Here is an 18,293-nt window from a genome sequence, read left to right on the forward strand (position 1 = left end):
AATCTTGATTACATTTTTATCGCTCATATTCCTACATGAACTTCAGTTGGTATTCGTTCAAGCTCATGACTGCTTACCTGCAATTCTTCTTGAAATCCCGTATAACTTGGTATAAGTTGCTTTAATAGTTTTTTGATCTGTTGACTGCTCGGAACATATTCGTAACGCTTACACAAATTCTCCAGAACACCAAGCACCATATGCATTTCGGACCTAGAGACGCTTTGCGGACGGCTGATCATAATCCGATAGTTCTGGGTAACAATCAACCCTTCCTCTTCCGTCAACAGTTCCTCATATAGCTTTTCACCAGGACGAATGCCGGTGATCACAATGGAAATATCCTTCTCAGGTTCCAATCCCGACAAGCGAATTAAATCCCGTGCCAAATCATATATACGCACTGGTTTGCCCATGTCTAATACAAACACTTCGCCCCCTTCGGCTAGCACACTAGCCTGAATGACTAACTGTACCGCTTCGGGAATCGTCATGAAATAACGCACCATCTCCATATCCGTCACCGTCACAGGGCCACCATTTGCAATTTGTCTTTTGAATAGGGGGATAACGCTACCTCGACTGCCTAACACATTACCGAAACGAACAGCTGCGAACGCCGTCTTGCTGAACGAATTCTGATCATGAATGATCATTTCCGCCGCTCGCTTCGTAGCTCCCATCACACTGGTCGGATTAACCGCTTTGTCTGACGAGATAAGGATGAATCGCTTGACGCCGTATTTGTCACTCGCCTCCGCTACGTTCCTCGTTCCGATAACATTGTTTTTGACCGCCTCTACTGGATTCATCTCCATCAGTGGAACATGTTTGTGCGCGGCGGCGTGATATACGATCGTAGGTCGGAAACTTTGAAAGACACTTTCGATTCGCGACACATCCTGAATATCTGCAATGATTGGATGAATCACCTGTTGGGGGTATAGTTGGCGTAACTGTTGTTCAATGAGGTAAATACTGTTCTCTCCATGTCCTAACAGCAGCATTTCCTTCGGTCGATACACAGCCAACTGCCGGCACAACTCCGAACCGATTGATCCACCTGCACCCGTGATGAGAATAGTCTCACTTCCTAGATTCTCGCGAATCTCCTCTGTGTCGATCTCTACTGGCGCTCTCCCAAGCAAATCATTCACGGACACTTCACGAATCATATTAACTGCCATTTTTCCATCTAGAATATCTGTCATACTAGGCATCAGCTTGATCTGGGCTTTGGTAGATTTGCAGATCTCGATAATCTCCAGTACGGCGCTTTGAGGTGCGGTCGGAAGAGCAATAATAATATAGGAAATATCCAATTTCTTAACAGCTTCAGGAATATAACTTCGGTTACCAACAATCGGTAATCCCATCATTTCAAGCTTCTGTTTGGTCGGATCGTCATCAATGAAAGCGATCGGATTCATGAACTTAAATTTGGAATGCTTGATATCTTTGGTAACAAGGATCCCTGCCTTCCCCGCTCCTACGATAAGTAGATTCCCTTCGAATGAATCTTTCGCTCTCGGTATCACAACCCCATCATTTAGGAGACGGCTGACCATTCGTATCCCAGTAATACCGAGAAATACATATCCCGATGTTAAATAAATAGAAATTGGCAGACGGTAGGAAGGAACGAGTATATGCGCAGATACATTCACAATGATAACTCCAACGAATGTTAGGACGGTCACTTTAAGTAGCAACAATATCTCTCCCATACTGGTATATCGCCACATACTGTTATATGCTTTGAAACCGAAAGAACAGGAAATATGTACCGTAATGTATGTGATTATCGCTACTGGAAGCATGTTCATGTAAAGCTGGGGAATCTGAAAATCAAAGCGAAGTAAAAACACAAACAACACTGAAACCGCAACAATCCCCGCATCTAACAAGATCAAACGTACGAGCCTCATACTCCTCATCACTTCTTTCACCCTTATTAACCGAATGTTCACAATAGTCCCTGTACTTATATGTGTGAAATGCCCTATTCCCCAGACAGTGCCTGCCTATCTAAAGGAATCACCGTCCGCTTCGGATCGTTTAGTGCTTCTATATAAATCGAATTCATGTCATGGAGAACCGCAGGTAGCCCGTAACGCGTGATCCTAACCTTGTTCGCTTCCCCCATCGCAGCAGCTAAAGCCGGATCATCACGAAGTTGAAGAATTGCCTTTGCCGTTGCGGCCACATCGTCAACCGGAACCAAAATACCTGTTGATTCATGATCAATCAGATCGCGAAGTCCACGAATATGCGTGCCGATCACAGGTTTACCTGCTGCCATGGCCTCCATAATCGCCCGGGGTAGGCCCTCGCGATATGACACCAGCGCTACGGCATCACATGCTCTCAGCAGATCTGGTATATCTCGTCGATACCCAAGCATATGGACTCGATTCTGGATCCCCAGCCGATTGGCTAAATCTAGTAGTGCCTGCTGTGATGGACCCGTGCCCGCTAGTGCCAAATGGATGTTATCTGCCCGATCCGTTAACTGATACAGCGCTTCGATCAGTTGTTTCTGGTTCTTATTAGCGTTCAACTCAGCAACACACAGCAAGATAAACGCTGATTCTTCTTCGTCAATTTGAGGTAGACCAAATAATTGATAACGGCTCTCTGTTGTCTCTATTTTGGACGCTGAATGCTCCTCCTGATCACCGTAGACTTTGAGATCAATCCCAACGCCATTCACATACGTCACTTTATTTCGCACTGGAAATTTGAGGGCACGCTCAAAATCTTCCTTATTAATTGTGATCAGCACATCTGTAAAACGCGCCATCCATCGCTCGAACGGGTAATAAAGCAACCAATTCAGGAGTGGTGCTCCTTTGAAGAAGTGGAAGCCGTGTGCTGTATACAATGTGCAAGGTACGCCTGCCCTACGTGCCGCAATTCGTCCGAGAATCGAAGCGACTGGTGTATGTACATGGACGAAGCGGAATCCTTCCTTACGGAAGCTTTTAGTTAAGATCCGTAGAGCCTTCCAATTCTGTACTTGTAACGGGCTACGTTGAATGGGCACATCGTGGCATACGATCCCCCTTCGTTCCAATTGTTGTCTTTCTTCCCCTGGCTGCGCGTAAGCATGCACTTCGCAGCCCTTTTGCTGCAATAAATCCATGTAAGGTAAATGAAAGTTGCCAAAATGCCCATAAATAGAAGCGACAAAAGCAACTTTTACGGGTACGCTGACTTCAGCCGGGATAATCTTGCTGTTGTACTTGGTGTACTTGTTGTTCTGGTTCTGGTTCTGATTGTTGTTGTTGTTGTCGTAGCTCTCGTCCGGTCGTTCGTTCAATCCCCTTGGTTCGATGGTGCAACTCTCCTTTCAATTTCTTGTCCGTTAATTGGATACACGCTGCATTCATAGCCATCATGAACCACCAATAGCGCTGGAATAATGCTTCGATGCCCATGGAAAGTCCAATCATTGCGGCATGAGACAGTAGTAATGCCAAAATAATCGGTCTATGAATGGGATCCGCTGCACGGTAAGAACGGATTCCGACGATGAAGAACCAGACCATAAATCCGCCATATACCATCAACCCTACTAAACCGAATTCCGTCATAAACCACAGTGGTGTGTTATGAATGATAATGCGTAGTTCATAGTTATATGTACCGAGACCAATCCCGAACAACGGGCTTTGTGAAATCCAATCCAACGCTTTGTTAATGATGTCGAGGCGGGACTGAATCTGCGAAGGTCGACTGGACATTGATCCGAGTACATCTAGATAAGCCGTACCTTTAAACAACAGAAGTACTACAAAAGCAGTCATAAACCCCATACCGATCTTAATCAATCGCGATGGATTACTCAGCAAAAGCGTAAGTAACACAAGGATGAGACCGATCCAGGATGAACGTGAGAAGGTCATCATAATACCACCAGCCAAGGTTACCGTAGCGACTACGCTTACCCATCCCCAAAGGAGCTTCACCCCACTACCACTCGTCATGATATGAATGGCGAACGCCGTCACAAGCAATCCCCCGTATGCATTCGGATCAATCAGCATACCGGACAAACGTCCATCTTGCACCATGAATGGGACCTTCACGCCGCTAAAGAAAGCGAACAGGGCCAGACCATTCAGCCAGAGTACACTCATCAGAAAGACACGAAGCATCGTATATAGTCGATCCCAACAGTCTACGGCCTGAATGAGCATGATATATGTCAGCAAAAGAAGGATAAATCCAACATCCTTTTGCAACAAGGCGTATTGAGTAATGAACCCATTGCGCCAGATGGATACGAATGAGGCTAGGATAAAGATAAGTAACATGCCCCAATGCCATGAACTGAACTGCCTACGATCCAATTTCAGGTGTACACCCGCCGCGAACAAACCTAACAATAAGAAGAGATCCGACGGTGCGAGTCGGAATGCTCCTCCAATATCAAATTGTGCGGGAAGACATATGATGTAACCCATAATCGCAAACTGAAATAATTTGCTCATCGTGTAGGGGTTGTGTAATGTATCTTTTTTATTACATGTTCTCTCTACAACGGATACAGACGCCATATCGTCCCCTACTTTCCTGTGGGAAACAGCTCTATGTAACCACTTCCCGTTGTACTTGTTTCTTGGCCTGACCGATCACATAAGATAGTACGACCAAGCTGCCAATCATCTGTACGAATAATCCTAAGCTTGCTCCTATCGCAGCGCCAATCATCCCATATTGGGGTACGAATATAAGACAGGCCAGCCCATTCGTAATCGCTGTGCACAGAAACAATGGAATCTGTGCTTTGTACTTCCCGGTTGCAGTAATGGCATACCACAGGTATGACGAAACAAACACTAATAAGGTAGACACGAGTAACCATCGAAATAACCCTATCTCTTGTGCCACATCAGGACTGTATAACAAGGTCAGAAGTTGCTGTCCGAACATCCAACCGACGACACATGCCATTGCACTAATCCCCACGCCCACCGCTATCATTCGACGGAGTAAAGAAATAAATTCCCGATGCATCCCAGCAGCATGCCATCGTGCGAGACGTGGTGTGATGGCTTCTCCCAATGCCGTAACTACCACATTGCATGCCACGATCATGTAGGAGAGCGAAGCGTATATACCTAAGTCGTATTCCCCTTTAAAGTAAGAAATCGCGTATAGTGGAATATTCGTATTAAGCGACATCAACGCCAACACAACACCAAGCGGCGAACTGACGATCAACAACTGCCACAGACTACTTTTATTGAAAATTGGAATAAGGGCTGTAAGCGCTCTTGCTTTGCGAGCATCATATCCAATCGTTATAGCCAGCCATCCGATGATCATAACTATTAAAGCTAGATTGAGACTCTGTGTAGGGATGAATACGAATGTGAAGATAAGTATGGAAGACAATCCTTTAGCAGCTCTTGAGATCGAGATTTGATCCAGCCTCTCTTGCTTTTGAATGATACCTAACAAGATATCACTGACGGATTCAACGATTCTATACAAGCTGATGAGGAAAATAACAAGTACCGTGTTCCAGTCAAAGCCACTTACGATGATAAAGGCTGCTATAAATATGAATGCAACTACGGTCGTTATTAACCGAAGGCCAATAAAGTCTCCAAAGACGTATTTCCCAGATGTGTCCACGATCAAGACTGATCGAAGATGTAGATGAGACAACATGAAGATCGGCGCAGTAACCGCAAGTCCAAGCGAATATTGCCCAACGATTTCTGGTGATCCGAATTTATTGAGTAGTATCACAATGATGAACTGAGATCCTGCGTAAGTGATGTTTCCGAATAAATAACGAAGAGAGGCAAATGACATGATACGTCACACCATTCCTGAAGATGAAGCCCAATCGGCAAAATCCTCACTTCGGATCTTCTCACGTCTACTACTTTTCCTCTGATTCAGCACTGCTCCTAGTACATGAGCCCCTTGTTGCTCAAGCAACTGTTTGGCAGAACTCGTGTGCTTCAGCAACACTTTTCCAGATTTCACAACAAGCAGTACCCCCTCAGCCATCCTGGCCAAAGTCAGTGCATCCGAGAATGGGATTAGCACAGATGAAGAGTCGATGACGATTGTATCCCACCGCTCGCTCAGCTCCGCAAATAAATCCTTCATCCCCTCGGAGCCCAGTAATTCAGCCGGATCTGGTGAGATAGGCCCAGAAGTCAGCACAGAAAGTCCCCTTGAATATTTTATAGAATGAATGCAATCTTCCAGCCGAGTTTGATCAACCAGAATGCTGCTCAACCCAACCGAATTGGGAAGATCAAATGCCTTATGTACGGTTGGCGTACGCAGGTCCCCATCCATCAGTAACACAGACCTACCGGTCTCTGCCATCGATATAGCTAGGTTCATGGCCAATGTCGACTTCCCTTCCTCTGGAAGAGAGCTTGTGACTAATAACGACCGAATTTCTCCACCTACTCGGGTATAGCGAATATTGGATCGAATAGTTCGAAAAATAGATGCATTAGCTGATTTCGGTTGTTCCAGGCAATATAGCTTTGGCACTCTCTTCTTCATGTCTAATAACTCCTTCAACTGATTTAGCTTTCGTCCGTACCCGCCGTTTACGTAACTTCAATTTACCCACCGTACCTAGAAGAGGAAGTTGCAGATCAAGCTGAATGTCTTTGGCGCTGTTCACGGTCTTATCCATCAATTCCTTTAAAATAGAAATGGCGATCCCGGCAATCAGCGCTAGTCCAAATGCGACCACCAAATTGAATAGTGGCTTAGGCGATATAGCCTCGGTAGGAACCTTCGCCCGGTCGAGAAGTACAACATTCTCTACCCCCATAATGGATTGTATATTCCCGTTGAATGCCTCCCCGAAACCATTCGCGATATCCGTTGCCTGTTGTGCGTTCGAGTCCGTCACAATAACGGTTGTTAACAGTGACTCACTATTGGTTCTTGTCTTGACATGTTCGAGCAGTTTTTCCGGTGTCATCTTTAATTCGAGCCTTCTAACGACTTCTTCCGCTATCCTACTGCTTCGGATGATCTCCCCGTAAGTTGTTACCAGCTTTTGTCCTGCCATGATGTCATTAATTGCTTTCTCTTGCCTGTCCCCCTGAATAAGAATAGACGCTGTTGCCTCGTATTTCGGTTTCAACACATAATAGCTGACGAAACTGGCGAGTCCCATCGCAGTAATACACAACACAATGATAAACAGCAACCTACGTTTCACTAGTTTCAAAATGCTCCCTAGTTCGAACTCCATCGATTATTTCTCCTAACTAGTTAATGTATTTCTATCCTCTATAAAAATATGATTGTATATTCATATTCTCTTTCTCCCAACATATGTCCAAAGCATGATGAAAAATTTAAATTTTTCGGATTATACTAGTGAAAGGATAACTCTATCTCCCTTTTACCATGTTAGTAATCCAGATAAAAAAAAAGACCGAGAACCCATATTTCTGGTTCTCGGTCTCTTTCTTATCTTAATCTCTAAAACATTCTATTTAATTACATACAATTTAATTTGTTGAAACCCGAATGAACTTACGCTTTTCTGGCTTCCAGGAATAAATATATCAATTCGATTACCCTTGATAGCAGAACCTGCGTCGGTTGCTGTAGCAATAAAGGCATCGTTAGGAAGATTACTATGATTATGTCCAGTAACTAATACTTTCGTTCCCATAGGAATAACATTAGGATCTACTGCAATCGTACCTAGTTTAAGAGGATTTCCGAAATAATCAACGGCTCCCCATTTCCCATTTTCACTTGCAGCAGCTGAGTATGCTGTAGCTTTGACCTGAACTGTTTTACTATAGCTAAAGGTTTTACCCCAAGCTTCTACTACTTTCTGATCTGAAGATACGACTAGGTTAGAATCTGCCGATTTCACAGGAGCAGCGGATGCTGTGTTCTGCACCGTTGGTATGTTTAATTTCATTCCAACATGGATATTGTTTGCTTTCACATTCGGATTGGCATTGATCAACTTATCAAGATTTACACCATATTGTTGAGATAGTTTGTAGAACGTATCTCCGTCTTTGGTGATATGTACAGCATCAGCATGAATCGGTGTATTTTGAACGACCAATGCGACACCCATCGCCGCTACTATCATTTTCATTTTTCTGAATTTCATTGTGTTATGTTCCTCCTTGTTTTTAATGCCTGCGAAGTTAGCTGTCGGATTCGGATTGGGAGTCAACCCTACGCACACGAACTTGTGCGATTCACCCCAAGGTGCGAAGAACGGTTACCCGTTGTTCTTGTACACGCCTATTACATCCCCCACACTTTCTCTTTGAAAGTTTTGGCTCAACAAATATATCACAATTTTGTAACCAGAAAATATGTAATAATTGACAACAGTACTTTAACAACAGAGAATCGCGACTTTTTCGCACAAAAAAACAGACGTAATAATGACTAATATGTCACTTTTACGCCTGCTTAATTACACTTTAATTCATGAGTTTAGTTCAAGTCTACTTTACAATACTTTACTAAGAAATTCCTTGGTACGTATGTTCTTAGGATTACCAAATACCTCTTCAGGTGAACCCTGCTCCGAAATGCGACCTTCGTCTATGAATAGAATCCGATCCCCAACTTCACGTGCGAATCCCATTTCATGGGTCACAATGACCATCGTCATGCCTTCGAAGGCAAGTTTCTTCATAACTTCGAGAACCTCGCCTACCATTTCAGGATCTAGTGCCGAAGTTGGCTCATCAAACAACATGACGTGAGGTTGCATCGCCAGTGCGCGTGCAATCGCTATACGCTGTTTCTGTCCACCTGATAGTTGATTAGGGTATACATCCTTTTTGTCCGACAAGCCGACGGTTTGCAAAAGGTTCTCAGAAATGAGATCAGCTTCAGCTGCAGACTGCTTTTTAACCGTAAGTGGGGCTATCGTAATATTTTGGCCCACGGTTTTATGTGGAAAAAGGTTAAAGTTCTGGAACACCATTCCCATTTTTTCACGCGTTGCATTGATATCATGATTCGGAGCCGTAATAGACTCCCCTTCGAACAGAATCTCACCAGATGTCGGTTGCTCAAGTAGATTTAGACAACGAAGTAAGGTACTTTTACCAGAACCAGAAGGACCAATGACAACGACGACTTCACCTTTATTGACGAACAAATCGATCCCCTTGAGAATGTCTACTTTTCCATATGATTTATGAAGATCTTTAACGGTTATCACTAGCACTCAACTTCCTTTCAACGCGATTCAGAATCTTAGATAAAGTAAATGTCAGTACAAAATAAATGGCCGCAGCAATAATGAATGGGCTAAGACCTTGATACGTTATGTTCTTAACTACACCTGCTTGGTACATAATATCTACCATCCCAATAACCGAGATGATCGATGATTCTTTAATAATGGTAATGAATTCGTTACCGATCGCTGGAAGAACAGCTTTAAATGCTTGAGGCAAAATAATATGACGCATCGCCGTTCCACGTCGCATTCCAAGTGACCGAGCAGCTTCCATCTGTCCTCGATCCACACCTTGAATCCCTGCTCTAAATATCTCAGCTAGATAAGCAGAACTATTGATGGATAATGTGATAATACCGGACTGTAGCGGTGAAAAGTTAATCCCTAACGTTAAAGCTAGTCCGTAATGGATGATCATGAGCTGCACAAGCATAGGAGTACCACGCAATATCTCTACATATGCTGTTCCTAACCACTTCACAATTCGAATATTTGTCATCCGTAATAAAGAAATGAATAATCCAATAATGAAACCAAATAATACTCCTAGTGCGGATAATAAGAGGGTATATCCGATCCCTTTTGCATAGTAGCTACGATATTCCCAAGCCGTAGTAAAAATATTTCCTGAATCCTCTTTCAGATCCGCGTTACCTGCTGCTAATAGACTTGCTTCTTTAACCATTTCATCAATAGCACCTTCACTCTTCATGCGAGCAAGCGATTCATTAACGGCATTCAGAAGCTCAACATTCCCCTTCTTAATACCAATGGCTGCTTGGGACTCAGAATTATCTGGGACAGCTTCGGATAGAACCATCTCTGAGTCAAGATAACCTTGAGCTACCGTGTCTTCTACAATAACAGCATTAACACGTTTCGTCTGAAGCTGTAATATGATATCTGGGATTTTATCCAAAGAAGTCAGTTGTGCACCTGGAATGCTTTGGCCAATTCCTTCTTGAATGGAACCCTTTTGGACACTAATTTTCTCGTTCTCAAAATCCTTCATGGTTGGATATTTATCTTTATCTTCTGCTCTAACGATCATAACCTGTTGCGCTTTATAATAGTTATCAGAGAAATCGATGCTTCTACGACGTTCTTCTGTTGGTGTCATTCCTGAGATAACAAAGTCTACTCTACCGCTCTGTAGCGCAGATAGTAGGCTATCAAATGCCATATCCTCAATAACTAACTCGGCTCCCATATCTTCTGCAATCCGTTTAGCTATAGATATATCGAAACCAACAATTTGGTCTTGCCCATCTATTGTTTTGTGGAATTCATACGGTGCAAACTCAGCGCTTGTGCCCAGAACCAACTTTTTAGCTGTTCCCTCTTCGGCGCTAACCATTTGTGTCGTGTGAAAACCCGCTGTTATCAAGATGATAGTGCTTAGTAGAAAAACAATCATACGAGTTATTTTCTTCAACTTTCTTTCTCCCCTTACTTTTTTACACTTATAATATTTATACAGAACATAAACCATCATAAGTCAAAATGCATGATTATGCAATGACATTCCATTGGCAACCAAGGTTTTCCTAACATTTTGATACAAAATCATACAATTCTGATGCATAGACTCTACAAAAAAATTCATGTTATAATATAGAGCATTGTTAAATCTTCATACACACAGAGGAGTTGCCCTAATGAGTACTAAAAGCACGATTTCCAACACAATAGATCAATTTGCTTCGCGCTTCAAAGAAATTTCATTATATATCGGTGCAAATCCGGAACTCGGAAATGAAGAATTACTGGCCTCTGCTCGATTGAAAGAAGAACTTACCTATCACGGATTCACCGTTGAGGCTCCGATACTCGGTATTGAAACAGCATTCATCGGTACCTATTCATCTAATAAGCCTGGTCCTACCATAGCCTTGTTATGTGAATATGATGCACTACAAGGACTTGGACATGCTTGCGGTCATCATCTGATCTGTATGATGAGTCTAGGAGCTGCTGTTGGTCTTAAATCCGTGATTGATACTATTGGAGGAACCATTCGTGTATTTGGTACTCCAGCGGAAGAAACACGTGGTGCAAAAGTTCCAATGGCTGCTGCTGGGCTTTTTGACAATTGTGATGTGGCGTTGATGACTCATCCTTTTTATGCATTCGAGAAATCAGGACAATCTCTTGCTATGGATGCTATACAATTTGAATTTTATGGTAAGTCATCCCATGCTGCAGCGAGTCCACATGAAGGAGTAAATGCCCTTGATGCAGTCATTCAAACTTTTAATGGGGTTAACGCTTTCCGACAACAAGTGAAAAGCAGTGTACGTATACACGGGATTATTAATCATGGAGGACAAGCTGCTAACATCATTCCAGACTATGCTTCTGCTCAATTCTACGTTCGTGCAGCTACACGTAAAGAACTGAACATCTTAACAGATCGCGTGCAACAAATAGCACAGGGTGCGGCACTACAAACAGGCTGTCGTGTAAACATTTCAAATTATGAAACATCCTATGATGAAATGATTACAAACGAGCACCTGTCTGATACATTTACGTCCAACCTAGTAGCATTGGGAATTAACCAAGAGGACATCCAAACAGGTGATGATCACGGCTCCATGGATTTAGGTAATGTATCCTTATGCTGTCCATCTATTCATCCTTATATTAAGATTATTAATGAGAAACACATGCTTCATACGCCAGAATTCCGTGATCTTGCTATGGAAGATCTGGCATTAGATGGCATGATTCTAGCTGCGAAGGCATTAGCAGGAACAGCATATGACGTTATCACCCAGCCAGAGTTACTTGCACAGATTCAATCGGAGTTCCAACAAAGACAACAATAGTTAAATTTTTAGGGTAAACCGTAAATTGAAAATCTTTTGATGAGGTAGCCAACTTATCAAAAAAATACTATACACACAAAATAGCAGCTCAAGGCGTTTTATCCTTGAGCTGCTATTTGGCTTTGCTTGTTACAGCATTACCAGAACCTGAAGCACAACAGTAAAATACCGTTTCAAGCACATCCTTCATTCGCTTTGAATAAAAGCGATTGCTGGGGTCCGGAAATCTGGGCGTTTTTGTCCCGCCAACCACATCAATGGAGGTTTTATCTAGTAGACGAGAAAAATAAATACGCTGAGTGTATCCCTAAACAATAACCTTCGTGAGCATTTTGGGATGATAACTATATTGAATGTATAAAGAAATCCACTCCCGTGTGAATTGTTAATGGTACTTCCATTTAAACAAAAAGGACGATTTCATTTGTTGTTTTCGTTTGAAAAGTTAAAGAATGTGCTTAAATTAGCGCAGAGGACGGAACGATTTCGTAAAAGCGATAGCGGTCACCTACAAGCTTTCCAAAGGAAAGCTATTTCGAAAGCATATGCTGTCTCTAAATTTCAACCGCTGAGAGTTTCAATTCAGAAATTCGGAGACCACAGCGATTGGAGAAACGGTCCGTTCGCGGAGCGTTCTCGCAGAACACCTATTTTTTTGGGCACCCTCCTTTTCGCACATATTCTACATTTTCTTCATAACATATGACATTCGCCCGCCTATTTCCATCATCACTTGGTACAAAATAGCCTAAATTGGTTACTAATTCCAAAAGGTTGAGGAGGTGTTGTCATGTTGTTGGAAGCCTTGTATCATGTTGCACGAGATAAGTGGGCTTACGCTTATGATCCCTCAACGATCCATTTACGTGTTCGCACGAAGCGCAATGACGTTGATACCGTTGTCGCATTGACTGGGGATAAATACGATTGGGATCGAACTTATTTTGAGATTACTATGGAGAAATTGGCATCTGATGATATGTTTGACTATTGGGAGGCTGCTGTTCGCCCAAAATATAAACGATTATGTTATATATTTCGTGTAACCGATGGCATAGACACGGTATTCATGCTGGATAATGGTATTACGACAGAATGTCCTCAACCTGCGGGGTCCTATTATGAGTTTCCTTACATACACGAGATCGATGTGTTTAAAGTGCCTGAATGGGCTAAGGAAGCTGTATTTTATCAAATTATGCCGGAACGTTTCGCCAATGGTGACACTACGATTGATCCAGATAACTCGGAACCTTGGGGAGGCGAACCATCCTTCACAAATTTCTTCGGTGGCGATTTGCAGGGGGTTCTAGATCATCTAGATGACCTAGTGGAACTTGGAATTAATGCAATTTATTTTACCCCCCTCTTCCTTTCCCCATCTAACCATAAATATGACATTGTTGATTATAAGCTGGTCGATCCTCATTTCGGAGATAATGCGTTACTTAAAAAGGTCGTTGAAACATGTCACGCCCGAGGTATTAGAGTCATGCTTGATGCTGTGTTCAACCATTGCAGCGATCAATTTCCACCCTTTCAGGATGTACTCAAGCATGGGGATCAATCGAAATACACGAATTGGTTCCATGTCAACCAGTTCCCAGCTCATGTCCAAGATGATGGTATTGCCACATATGATACGTTTGGATTCTTTGGCCATATGCCTAAATTCAACACGGCTGATCCAGAAGTAAAGAAGTACTTACTGGATGTAGCCGAATACTGGATTAAAGAGATTAAGTTGGATGGTTGGCGCCTTGACGTTGCTAATGAAGTCGATAATCATTTCTGGAGAGACTTCCGCCACGTTGTAAAGAACGCTAATCCCGATTCCTATATTGTAGGTGAAGTATGGAGTGACTCCCTTACTTGGCTTGTTGGAGATATGTTCGATTCGGTCATGAATTACCCATTTGCAGATAAAGTATTACAGTTCTTCAATGGGGGTATGGATGGGATTACATTCGCTAATCGTGTAGGTTCAATCTTGATGCGCTACCCCCAGCAAACGAACGAAGTCGTATTTAATATGTTATGTAGCCATGATACAGGTCGACTCTTAAACCGTGTAGGAAATGACACACGCAAACTGAAACTTTCAGTCGTATTTTTATTTACATTCATGGGAACACCTTGTATATTTTATGGCGATGAAGTTGGATTAACGGGTGGAGACGATCCCGAGTGCCGACAATGTATGATATGGGACCCTGAGAAACAAGACCGTGAATTATTCCATTTTTACCAAGCCATGATCTCACTCCGCAAGCGAAACCATGCACTTCGACAAGGGCGATTTCACTTTCTAAAAGCAGACCCCGAAGATGGGCGTATTATATACGAACGTGTTGATGAACAAATTCATTTCACCATCTGGATGAACAATACAGATAGCCCACAAATCTTATCCCATCCCATGGTTACAACCGATTGGAAAGATGCCATGTCAGAAGAGGATGTCGTTCCTGAGGAAGGTATCATGAATATTTCTCTTGACCCTTTCGGTTATCGGATCTTATATCGCAATTTATAATCATAAGGACACGTAAACAAAAACGGTAGATCAAGGATACATCAACCTTGACCTACCGTTTTTTAGTTTTATTTTTAAGATTCCAGCGTTGGTGTCTCAAACTTCCCTGTAATTCGTTCATATATATCCATATACTCCCGTGCAGAGACATTCCAGCTATAGTCACCATTGAACGCATTTTTGGTTATTTTCCGCCAGTGTTCAGGCTGATGATAGAAGGATACGGCTCGACGAATCGTATACATCATATCATGCGCATTAAATGCACCAAATGTAAATCCATTCCCTTCACCCGTAAATTCATTATACGCATAAACCGTGTCATTCAAGCCACCAGTCTCACGAACGATGGGAATACTACCGTATCGTAGAGCCAACAATTGACTGATCCCACAAGGTTCGAACCGGGAAGGCATGAGGAATAAGTCACTAGCTGCATAACATTTACGTGATAACTCTTCATTAAAAGTAATCTGAGACGATAATTTGTTTGGATAACGTCCCGCAGCCTCTCTGAACCATTGTTCATAAGAAGCGTCTCCTGTGCCCAATATGACTACTTGTACATCATCGTAATAAAGGAGTTCGTCTAATGTTCTAATGAGCAAATCAAGCCCTTTAGAGTCCACTAAACGGGTGACCATCGCGATGAGAGGTATTTTAGGCGCAACGGGTAAGTTCAGTTGTTTCTGTAATTCAATTTTATTATCTTTTTTCTTATCCAGATTCGTACGATACTTCGTATATATATAAGGATCGTTTGCTGGATTATAACTTTTAGTGTCAATACCATTGACGATTCCACTCAATTTGTCGCCTAAAGATGATAGCAGACCATCGAGTCCATATCCATAATATGAAGTCTGAATTTCTTTAGCATATGTAGGACTTACTGTCGTAACATGATCGGAGAAGGTAATGCCCGCCTTCATGAAGTTCACATTTCCAAAGTATTCTACGCCTAGGTAATAACGATTATCCAACTCCATGAGTTCGCCCATAATCTCATAAGGAAATACACCTTGATATAGAAGATTATGAATCGTGAATACGGTACGCATATTAGAATAAAAAGGATCATGACGATAATGTGCATCCAGTAACAATGGCATCATCGCTGTATGCCAATCATGGCAATGCAACACATCCGCTTGGAAATCCACTACATGCATCACTTCTAATACGGCACGATTGAAAAATGCAAACCGTTCACCGTCATCCATATATCCATAAACACCATCACGCCCGAAATAATACTCATTATCTACGAAATAGACAGGTATGCCATCGTGAATAATTCTTTCAATTCCACAATATTGGCGCCGCCAACCTACCTGCACATCCACTTCAGCAAGATGCGTCATGGCATCCCTATATTCTTTAGCGATTCCATGATACTTAGGTAGAATGACTCGCACGTCAACGCCACTGTTATGAAGTGCTTTCGGAAGAGCCCCAATCACATCAGCCAGTCCACCCGTTTTAATAAAAGGTACAGATTCTGCTGCAGCAAACAATACGTTCATGATCATTCTCCTTTACTCTATTCTTGATTTTCTAACTCTAGGTTCCTTTTTATACACCAACATACTGAGCGGCGGAATTCTGAGTACAATGCTTTGCTTCTGGTTATGCCAAGGGACTTTTTCGGTTCGCAAGTCCGACTCGATGGTTACACCTTCTCCACCATATTCGACCTGATCTGTATTGAATACACATTGGTAATTTCCTGTTCGCAACATGCCAATGCGATAATTCTCGTGTAAAATGGGTTGAAAATTAATGACAATAATGAGATCATCTGAAGGTTTCTTTCCTTTGCGTATATACGAAATCACACTCTGTGAATGATCATCTGCACTAATCCACTGGTATCCATCTAACACATGATCCAGTTCCCATAATGCTTTCTCATCTTTATAGAAATGATTCAATGCAGCCGTATAGGCTTGTGTCTGACGATGTTTATCATAAGACAGTAAGAGCCAGTCCAACTGTTCTTGATCTTTCCATTCAATAAATTGGCCGAATTCGCCACCCATGAATAATAGCTTTTTACCAGGATGAGTCATTTGATACCCGAGCAATAACCGAAGTCCGGCAAATTTCTCCTCATAACGACCTGGCATTTTATCTAACAGAGATTTCTTACCGTGAACTACCTCATCATGTGATAACGGAAGCGCGAAATTCTCTGAATAGGCATAACAAATGGGGAAAGTTAGTAAGTTATGTTTGTTCGGTCTCTCCGAGAAGGGCTTCTCAACATAATCTAAAGTGTCGTTCATCCAACCCATATTCCACTTATAATTGAACCCCAATCCATGATCTTCAATCGGAGCTGTGACACCAGGCCATGCACTAGATTCTTCAGCCATCATTAACGCATGCGGGTGATATTGAAATACCGTTGTATTCAGTTGCTTTAGAAATGCAATGGCCTCTAGATTCTCAAGCCCACCCTTTTCATTCCTCTGATACTGCTCCTCTCTCTTCTCAAAATCAAGACGAATCATGCTCGTTACAGCATCTACGCGAAGCCCATCAATGTGATACATATCTAACCAGAATAAGGCGTTTGAAATCAGGTATGAGACAACTTCAGGTTTACTATAATCAAAAGAGAGCGTTCCCCAGCCAGGTTTCTCCGCTTTATAAGGATCACTGTACTCATATAATGGAGCCCCATCAAACATTCGTAATCCATGGGCATCTTTAGCGAAATGTGCAGGTACCCAATCCATAATGACACCTAGTCCGGCTAGATGACATTCGTCTACCAGAAACATGAAGTCCTGTGGTGAACCAAAGCGACTTGTTACTGCAAAAAATCCCGTCCCCTGATACCCCCAAGATAAATCATAAGGATGTTCACTTAAGGGCATAAACTCAATATGTGTGTATCCCATTTCTTTCACATATGGAATGAGTATATCGGCCATTTCCCGGTAAGAATATAAGGTACCATCCTCTTTCTGTCTCCATGTTCCTAAATGAACTTCATAGATGTTAAGTGGTTTCTGGAACGGCTGTTTTAATTTCCTAATCCATGATGTATCTCTCCACTTATATCCATCTATCTCGGACACTACAGATGCTGTTGCTGGTCTTAACTCCGCTTGAAAGGCATATGGATCAGCTTTTAGAAAAGGATTACCGTCAGGGCCGGTAATATGATATTTGTATAAAGTTCCAAGCGGTATCCCTGGGAAAAACCGACTCCAAAGTCCGGTTTCGGGTATCTTATATAAAGAATGATTGAACCCATTCCACGCATTCTCATCCATGGCTAGTCCTACGTGGGATGCATGTGGAGCCCATACGGTAAAACGAACACCAGCTTGTCCCTCTTCTGTTGCCGGATGTGCACCAAGGAAGCGGTAGCTATGATGTGATGTTCCTTCATGGAATAAATAAATTTCGTCCGATGAGATCACTTCATCCAAATAATTTAGCAAAGTTTTCACCTTCTCCTTTATGTATAGTACATCCTTACATCCTTATCATTACCCTATTCTAATCATCTTGAAAATATAAATGATATTCTGAATCTAATTTTGTAATAATTTCATAAGTTTTTCAATATACTCGTTTCATGTGTGTATTAAGCAGGTTATATATGACGTATCACCAAATCACATTTTCATAAAAAGTGGTGTCACGTTTAAAACGTAACAGTAAACTTCACACAGCT

At 42.3% G+C, this 18,293-nt stretch carries 13 protein-coding genes, 1 pseudogene and 1 riboswitch; of the genes and pseudogenes, 2 read left to right on the plus strand and 12 right to left on the minus strand.

The window, feature by feature from the left end; genetic code table 11:
* Positions 1 to 23 precede the first annotated feature (23 nt).
* From AC1D69_RS16315 to AC1D69_RS16355, 9 genes are all read right to left on the minus strand, one after another.
* Positions 24 to 1,937 carry a polysaccharide biosynthesis protein gene (locus tag AC1D69_RS16315; protein WP_495457206.1) on the minus strand — a complete coding sequence of 638 codons (1,914 nt, stop codon included), beginning with the start codon at positions 1,935 to 1,937 and terminating at the stop codon, positions 24 to 26.
* A gap of 65 nt (positions 1,938 to 2,002) precedes the next feature.
* Positions 2,003 to 3,322 carry a glycosyltransferase family 4 protein gene (locus tag AC1D69_RS16320; RefSeq protein WP_495457207.1) on the minus strand — a complete coding sequence of 440 codons (1,320 nt, stop codon included), beginning with the start codon at positions 3,320 to 3,322 and terminating at the stop codon, positions 2,003 to 2,005.
* Positions 3,219 to 4,496: an O-antigen ligase family protein gene (locus AC1D69_RS16325; protein ID WP_495457208.1), complete on the minus strand. Its 1,278-nt coding sequence runs from the start codon at positions 4,494 to 4,496 to the stop codon at positions 3,219 to 3,221. The genes AC1D69_RS16320 and AC1D69_RS16325 overlap by 104 nt, the downstream gene beginning before the upstream one ends.
* A gap of 97 nt (positions 4,497 to 4,593) precedes the next feature.
* The gene (locus tag AC1D69_RS16330; RefSeq protein ID WP_495457209.1) at positions 4,594 to 5,829 is read right to left on the minus strand and encodes an oligosaccharide flippase family protein; all 1,236 of its coding nucleotides are present in this window, start codon (positions 5,827 to 5,829) and stop codon (positions 4,594 to 4,596) included.
* Positions 5,830 to 5,835: 6 nt separating this feature from the next.
* Complete coding sequence (locus tag AC1D69_RS16335) at positions 5,836 to 6,543, minus strand: CpsD/CapB family tyrosine-protein kinase (RefSeq protein ID WP_495457210.1); 708 nt, start codon at positions 6,541 to 6,543, stop codon at positions 5,836 to 5,838.
* On the minus strand, positions 6,491 to 7,249 hold the full coding sequence (locus AC1D69_RS16340; protein WP_495457211.1) for a YveK family protein: 759 nt from the start codon (positions 7,247 to 7,249) through the stop codon (positions 6,491 to 6,493). Before AC1D69_RS16340 ends, AC1D69_RS16335 begins: the two co-directional genes overlap by 53 nt.
* A gap of 243 nt (positions 7,250 to 7,492) precedes the next feature.
* On the minus strand, positions 7,493 to 8,137 hold the full coding sequence (locus tag AC1D69_RS16345; protein WP_495457212.1) for a 3D domain-containing protein: 645 nt from the start codon (positions 8,135 to 8,137) through the stop codon (positions 7,493 to 7,495).
* Positions 8,138 to 8,148: 11 nt separating this feature from the next.
* A riboswitch (cyclic di-AMP (ydaO/yuaA leader) is annotated at positions 8,149 to 8,324 on the minus strand.
* A gap of 164 nt (positions 8,325 to 8,488) precedes the next feature.
* Positions 8,489 to 9,211 (minus strand): amino acid ABC transporter ATP-binding protein, encoded by a 723-nt coding sequence (locus AC1D69_RS16350; RefSeq protein WP_495457213.1) that lies wholly within the window; start codon positions 9,209 to 9,211, stop codon positions 8,489 to 8,491.
* Entirely contained in the window at positions 9,198 to 10,667 is a 1,470-nt protein-coding gene (locus tag AC1D69_RS16355; protein WP_495457214.1) for an ABC transporter substrate-binding protein/permease, read from the minus strand. The genes AC1D69_RS16350 and AC1D69_RS16355 overlap by 14 nt, the downstream gene beginning before the upstream one ends.
* Positions 10,668 to 10,890: 223 nt before the next feature.
* Here AC1D69_RS16355 and AC1D69_RS16360 point away from each other — a divergent pair, with 223 nt between their 5' ends.
* Entirely contained in the window at positions 10,891 to 12,063 is a 1,173-nt protein-coding gene (locus AC1D69_RS16360; RefSeq protein ID WP_495457215.1) for a M20 family metallopeptidase, read from the plus strand.
* A gap of 163 nt (positions 12,064 to 12,226) precedes the next feature.
* Here AC1D69_RS16360 and AC1D69_RS16365 read toward each other — a convergent pair.
* Positions 12,227 to 12,409 (minus strand): annotated as a pseudogene (locus AC1D69_RS16365) (transposase); the annotation flags it as partial.
* A gap of 444 nt (positions 12,410 to 12,853) precedes the next feature.
* On the opposite strand from AC1D69_RS16365, the gene AC1D69_RS16370 reads away from it, so the two are divergent.
* The gene (locus AC1D69_RS16370) at positions 12,854 to 14,599 is read left to right on the plus strand and encodes an alpha-glycosidase (protein ID WP_495457216.1); all 1,746 of its coding nucleotides are present in this window, start codon (positions 12,854 to 12,856) and stop codon (positions 14,597 to 14,599) included.
* Between the two features lie 74 nt (positions 14,600 to 14,673).
* Here AC1D69_RS16370 and glgA read toward each other — a convergent pair whose 3' ends face one another.
* On the minus strand, positions 14,674 to 16,125 hold the full coding sequence (gene glgA, locus AC1D69_RS16375) for a glycogen synthase GlgA (protein WP_495457217.1): 1,452 nt from the start codon (positions 16,123 to 16,125) through the stop codon (positions 14,674 to 14,676).
* Positions 16,126 to 16,137: 12 nt separating this feature from the next.
* On the minus strand, positions 16,138 to 18,066 hold the full coding sequence (gene glgB / locus AC1D69_RS16380; protein WP_495457218.1) for a 1,4-alpha-glucan branching protein GlgB: 1,929 nt from the start codon (positions 18,064 to 18,066) through the stop codon (positions 16,138 to 16,140).
* Between the last annotated feature and the right edge of the window lie 227 nt (positions 18,067 to 18,293).

The sequence above is a fragment of the Paenibacillus sp. Y301 genome (assembly GCF_059445505.1).

Coding starts and splice junctions, on each gene's coding strand:
- AC1D69_RS16370 (WP_495457216.1), top strand. CDS start 12,854: ATGTTGTTGGAAGCCTTGTATCATGTTGCACGAGATAAGTGGGCTTAC.
- glgA (WP_495457217.1), bottom strand. CDS start 16,125: ATGAACGTATTGTTTGCTGCAGCAGAATCTGTACCTTTTATTAAAACG.
- AC1D69_RS16335 (WP_495457210.1), bottom strand. CDS start 6,543: ATGAAGAAGAGAGTGCCAAAGCTATATTGCCTGGAACAACCGAAATCA.
- AC1D69_RS16330 (WP_495457209.1), bottom strand. CDS start 5,829: ATGTCATTTGCCTCTCTTCGTTATTTATTCGGAAACATCACTTACGCA.
- AC1D69_RS16325 (WP_495457208.1), bottom strand. CDS start 4,496: ATGAGCAAATTATTTCAGTTTGCGATTATGGGTTACATCATATGTCTT.
- AC1D69_RS16345 (WP_495457212.1), bottom strand. CDS start 8,137: ATGAAATTCAGAAAAATGAAAATGATAGTAGCGGCGATGGGTGTCGCA.
- AC1D69_RS16315 (WP_495457206.1), bottom strand. CDS start 1,937: ATGAGGAGTATGAGGCTCGTACGTTTGATCTTGTTAGATGCGGGGATT.
- AC1D69_RS16360 (WP_495457215.1), top strand. CDS start 10,891: ATGAGTACTAAAAGCACGATTTCCAACACAATAGATCAATTTGCTTCG.
- AC1D69_RS16340 (WP_495457211.1), bottom strand. CDS start 7,249: ATGGAGTTCGAACTAGGGAGCATTTTGAAACTAGTGAAACGTAGGTTG.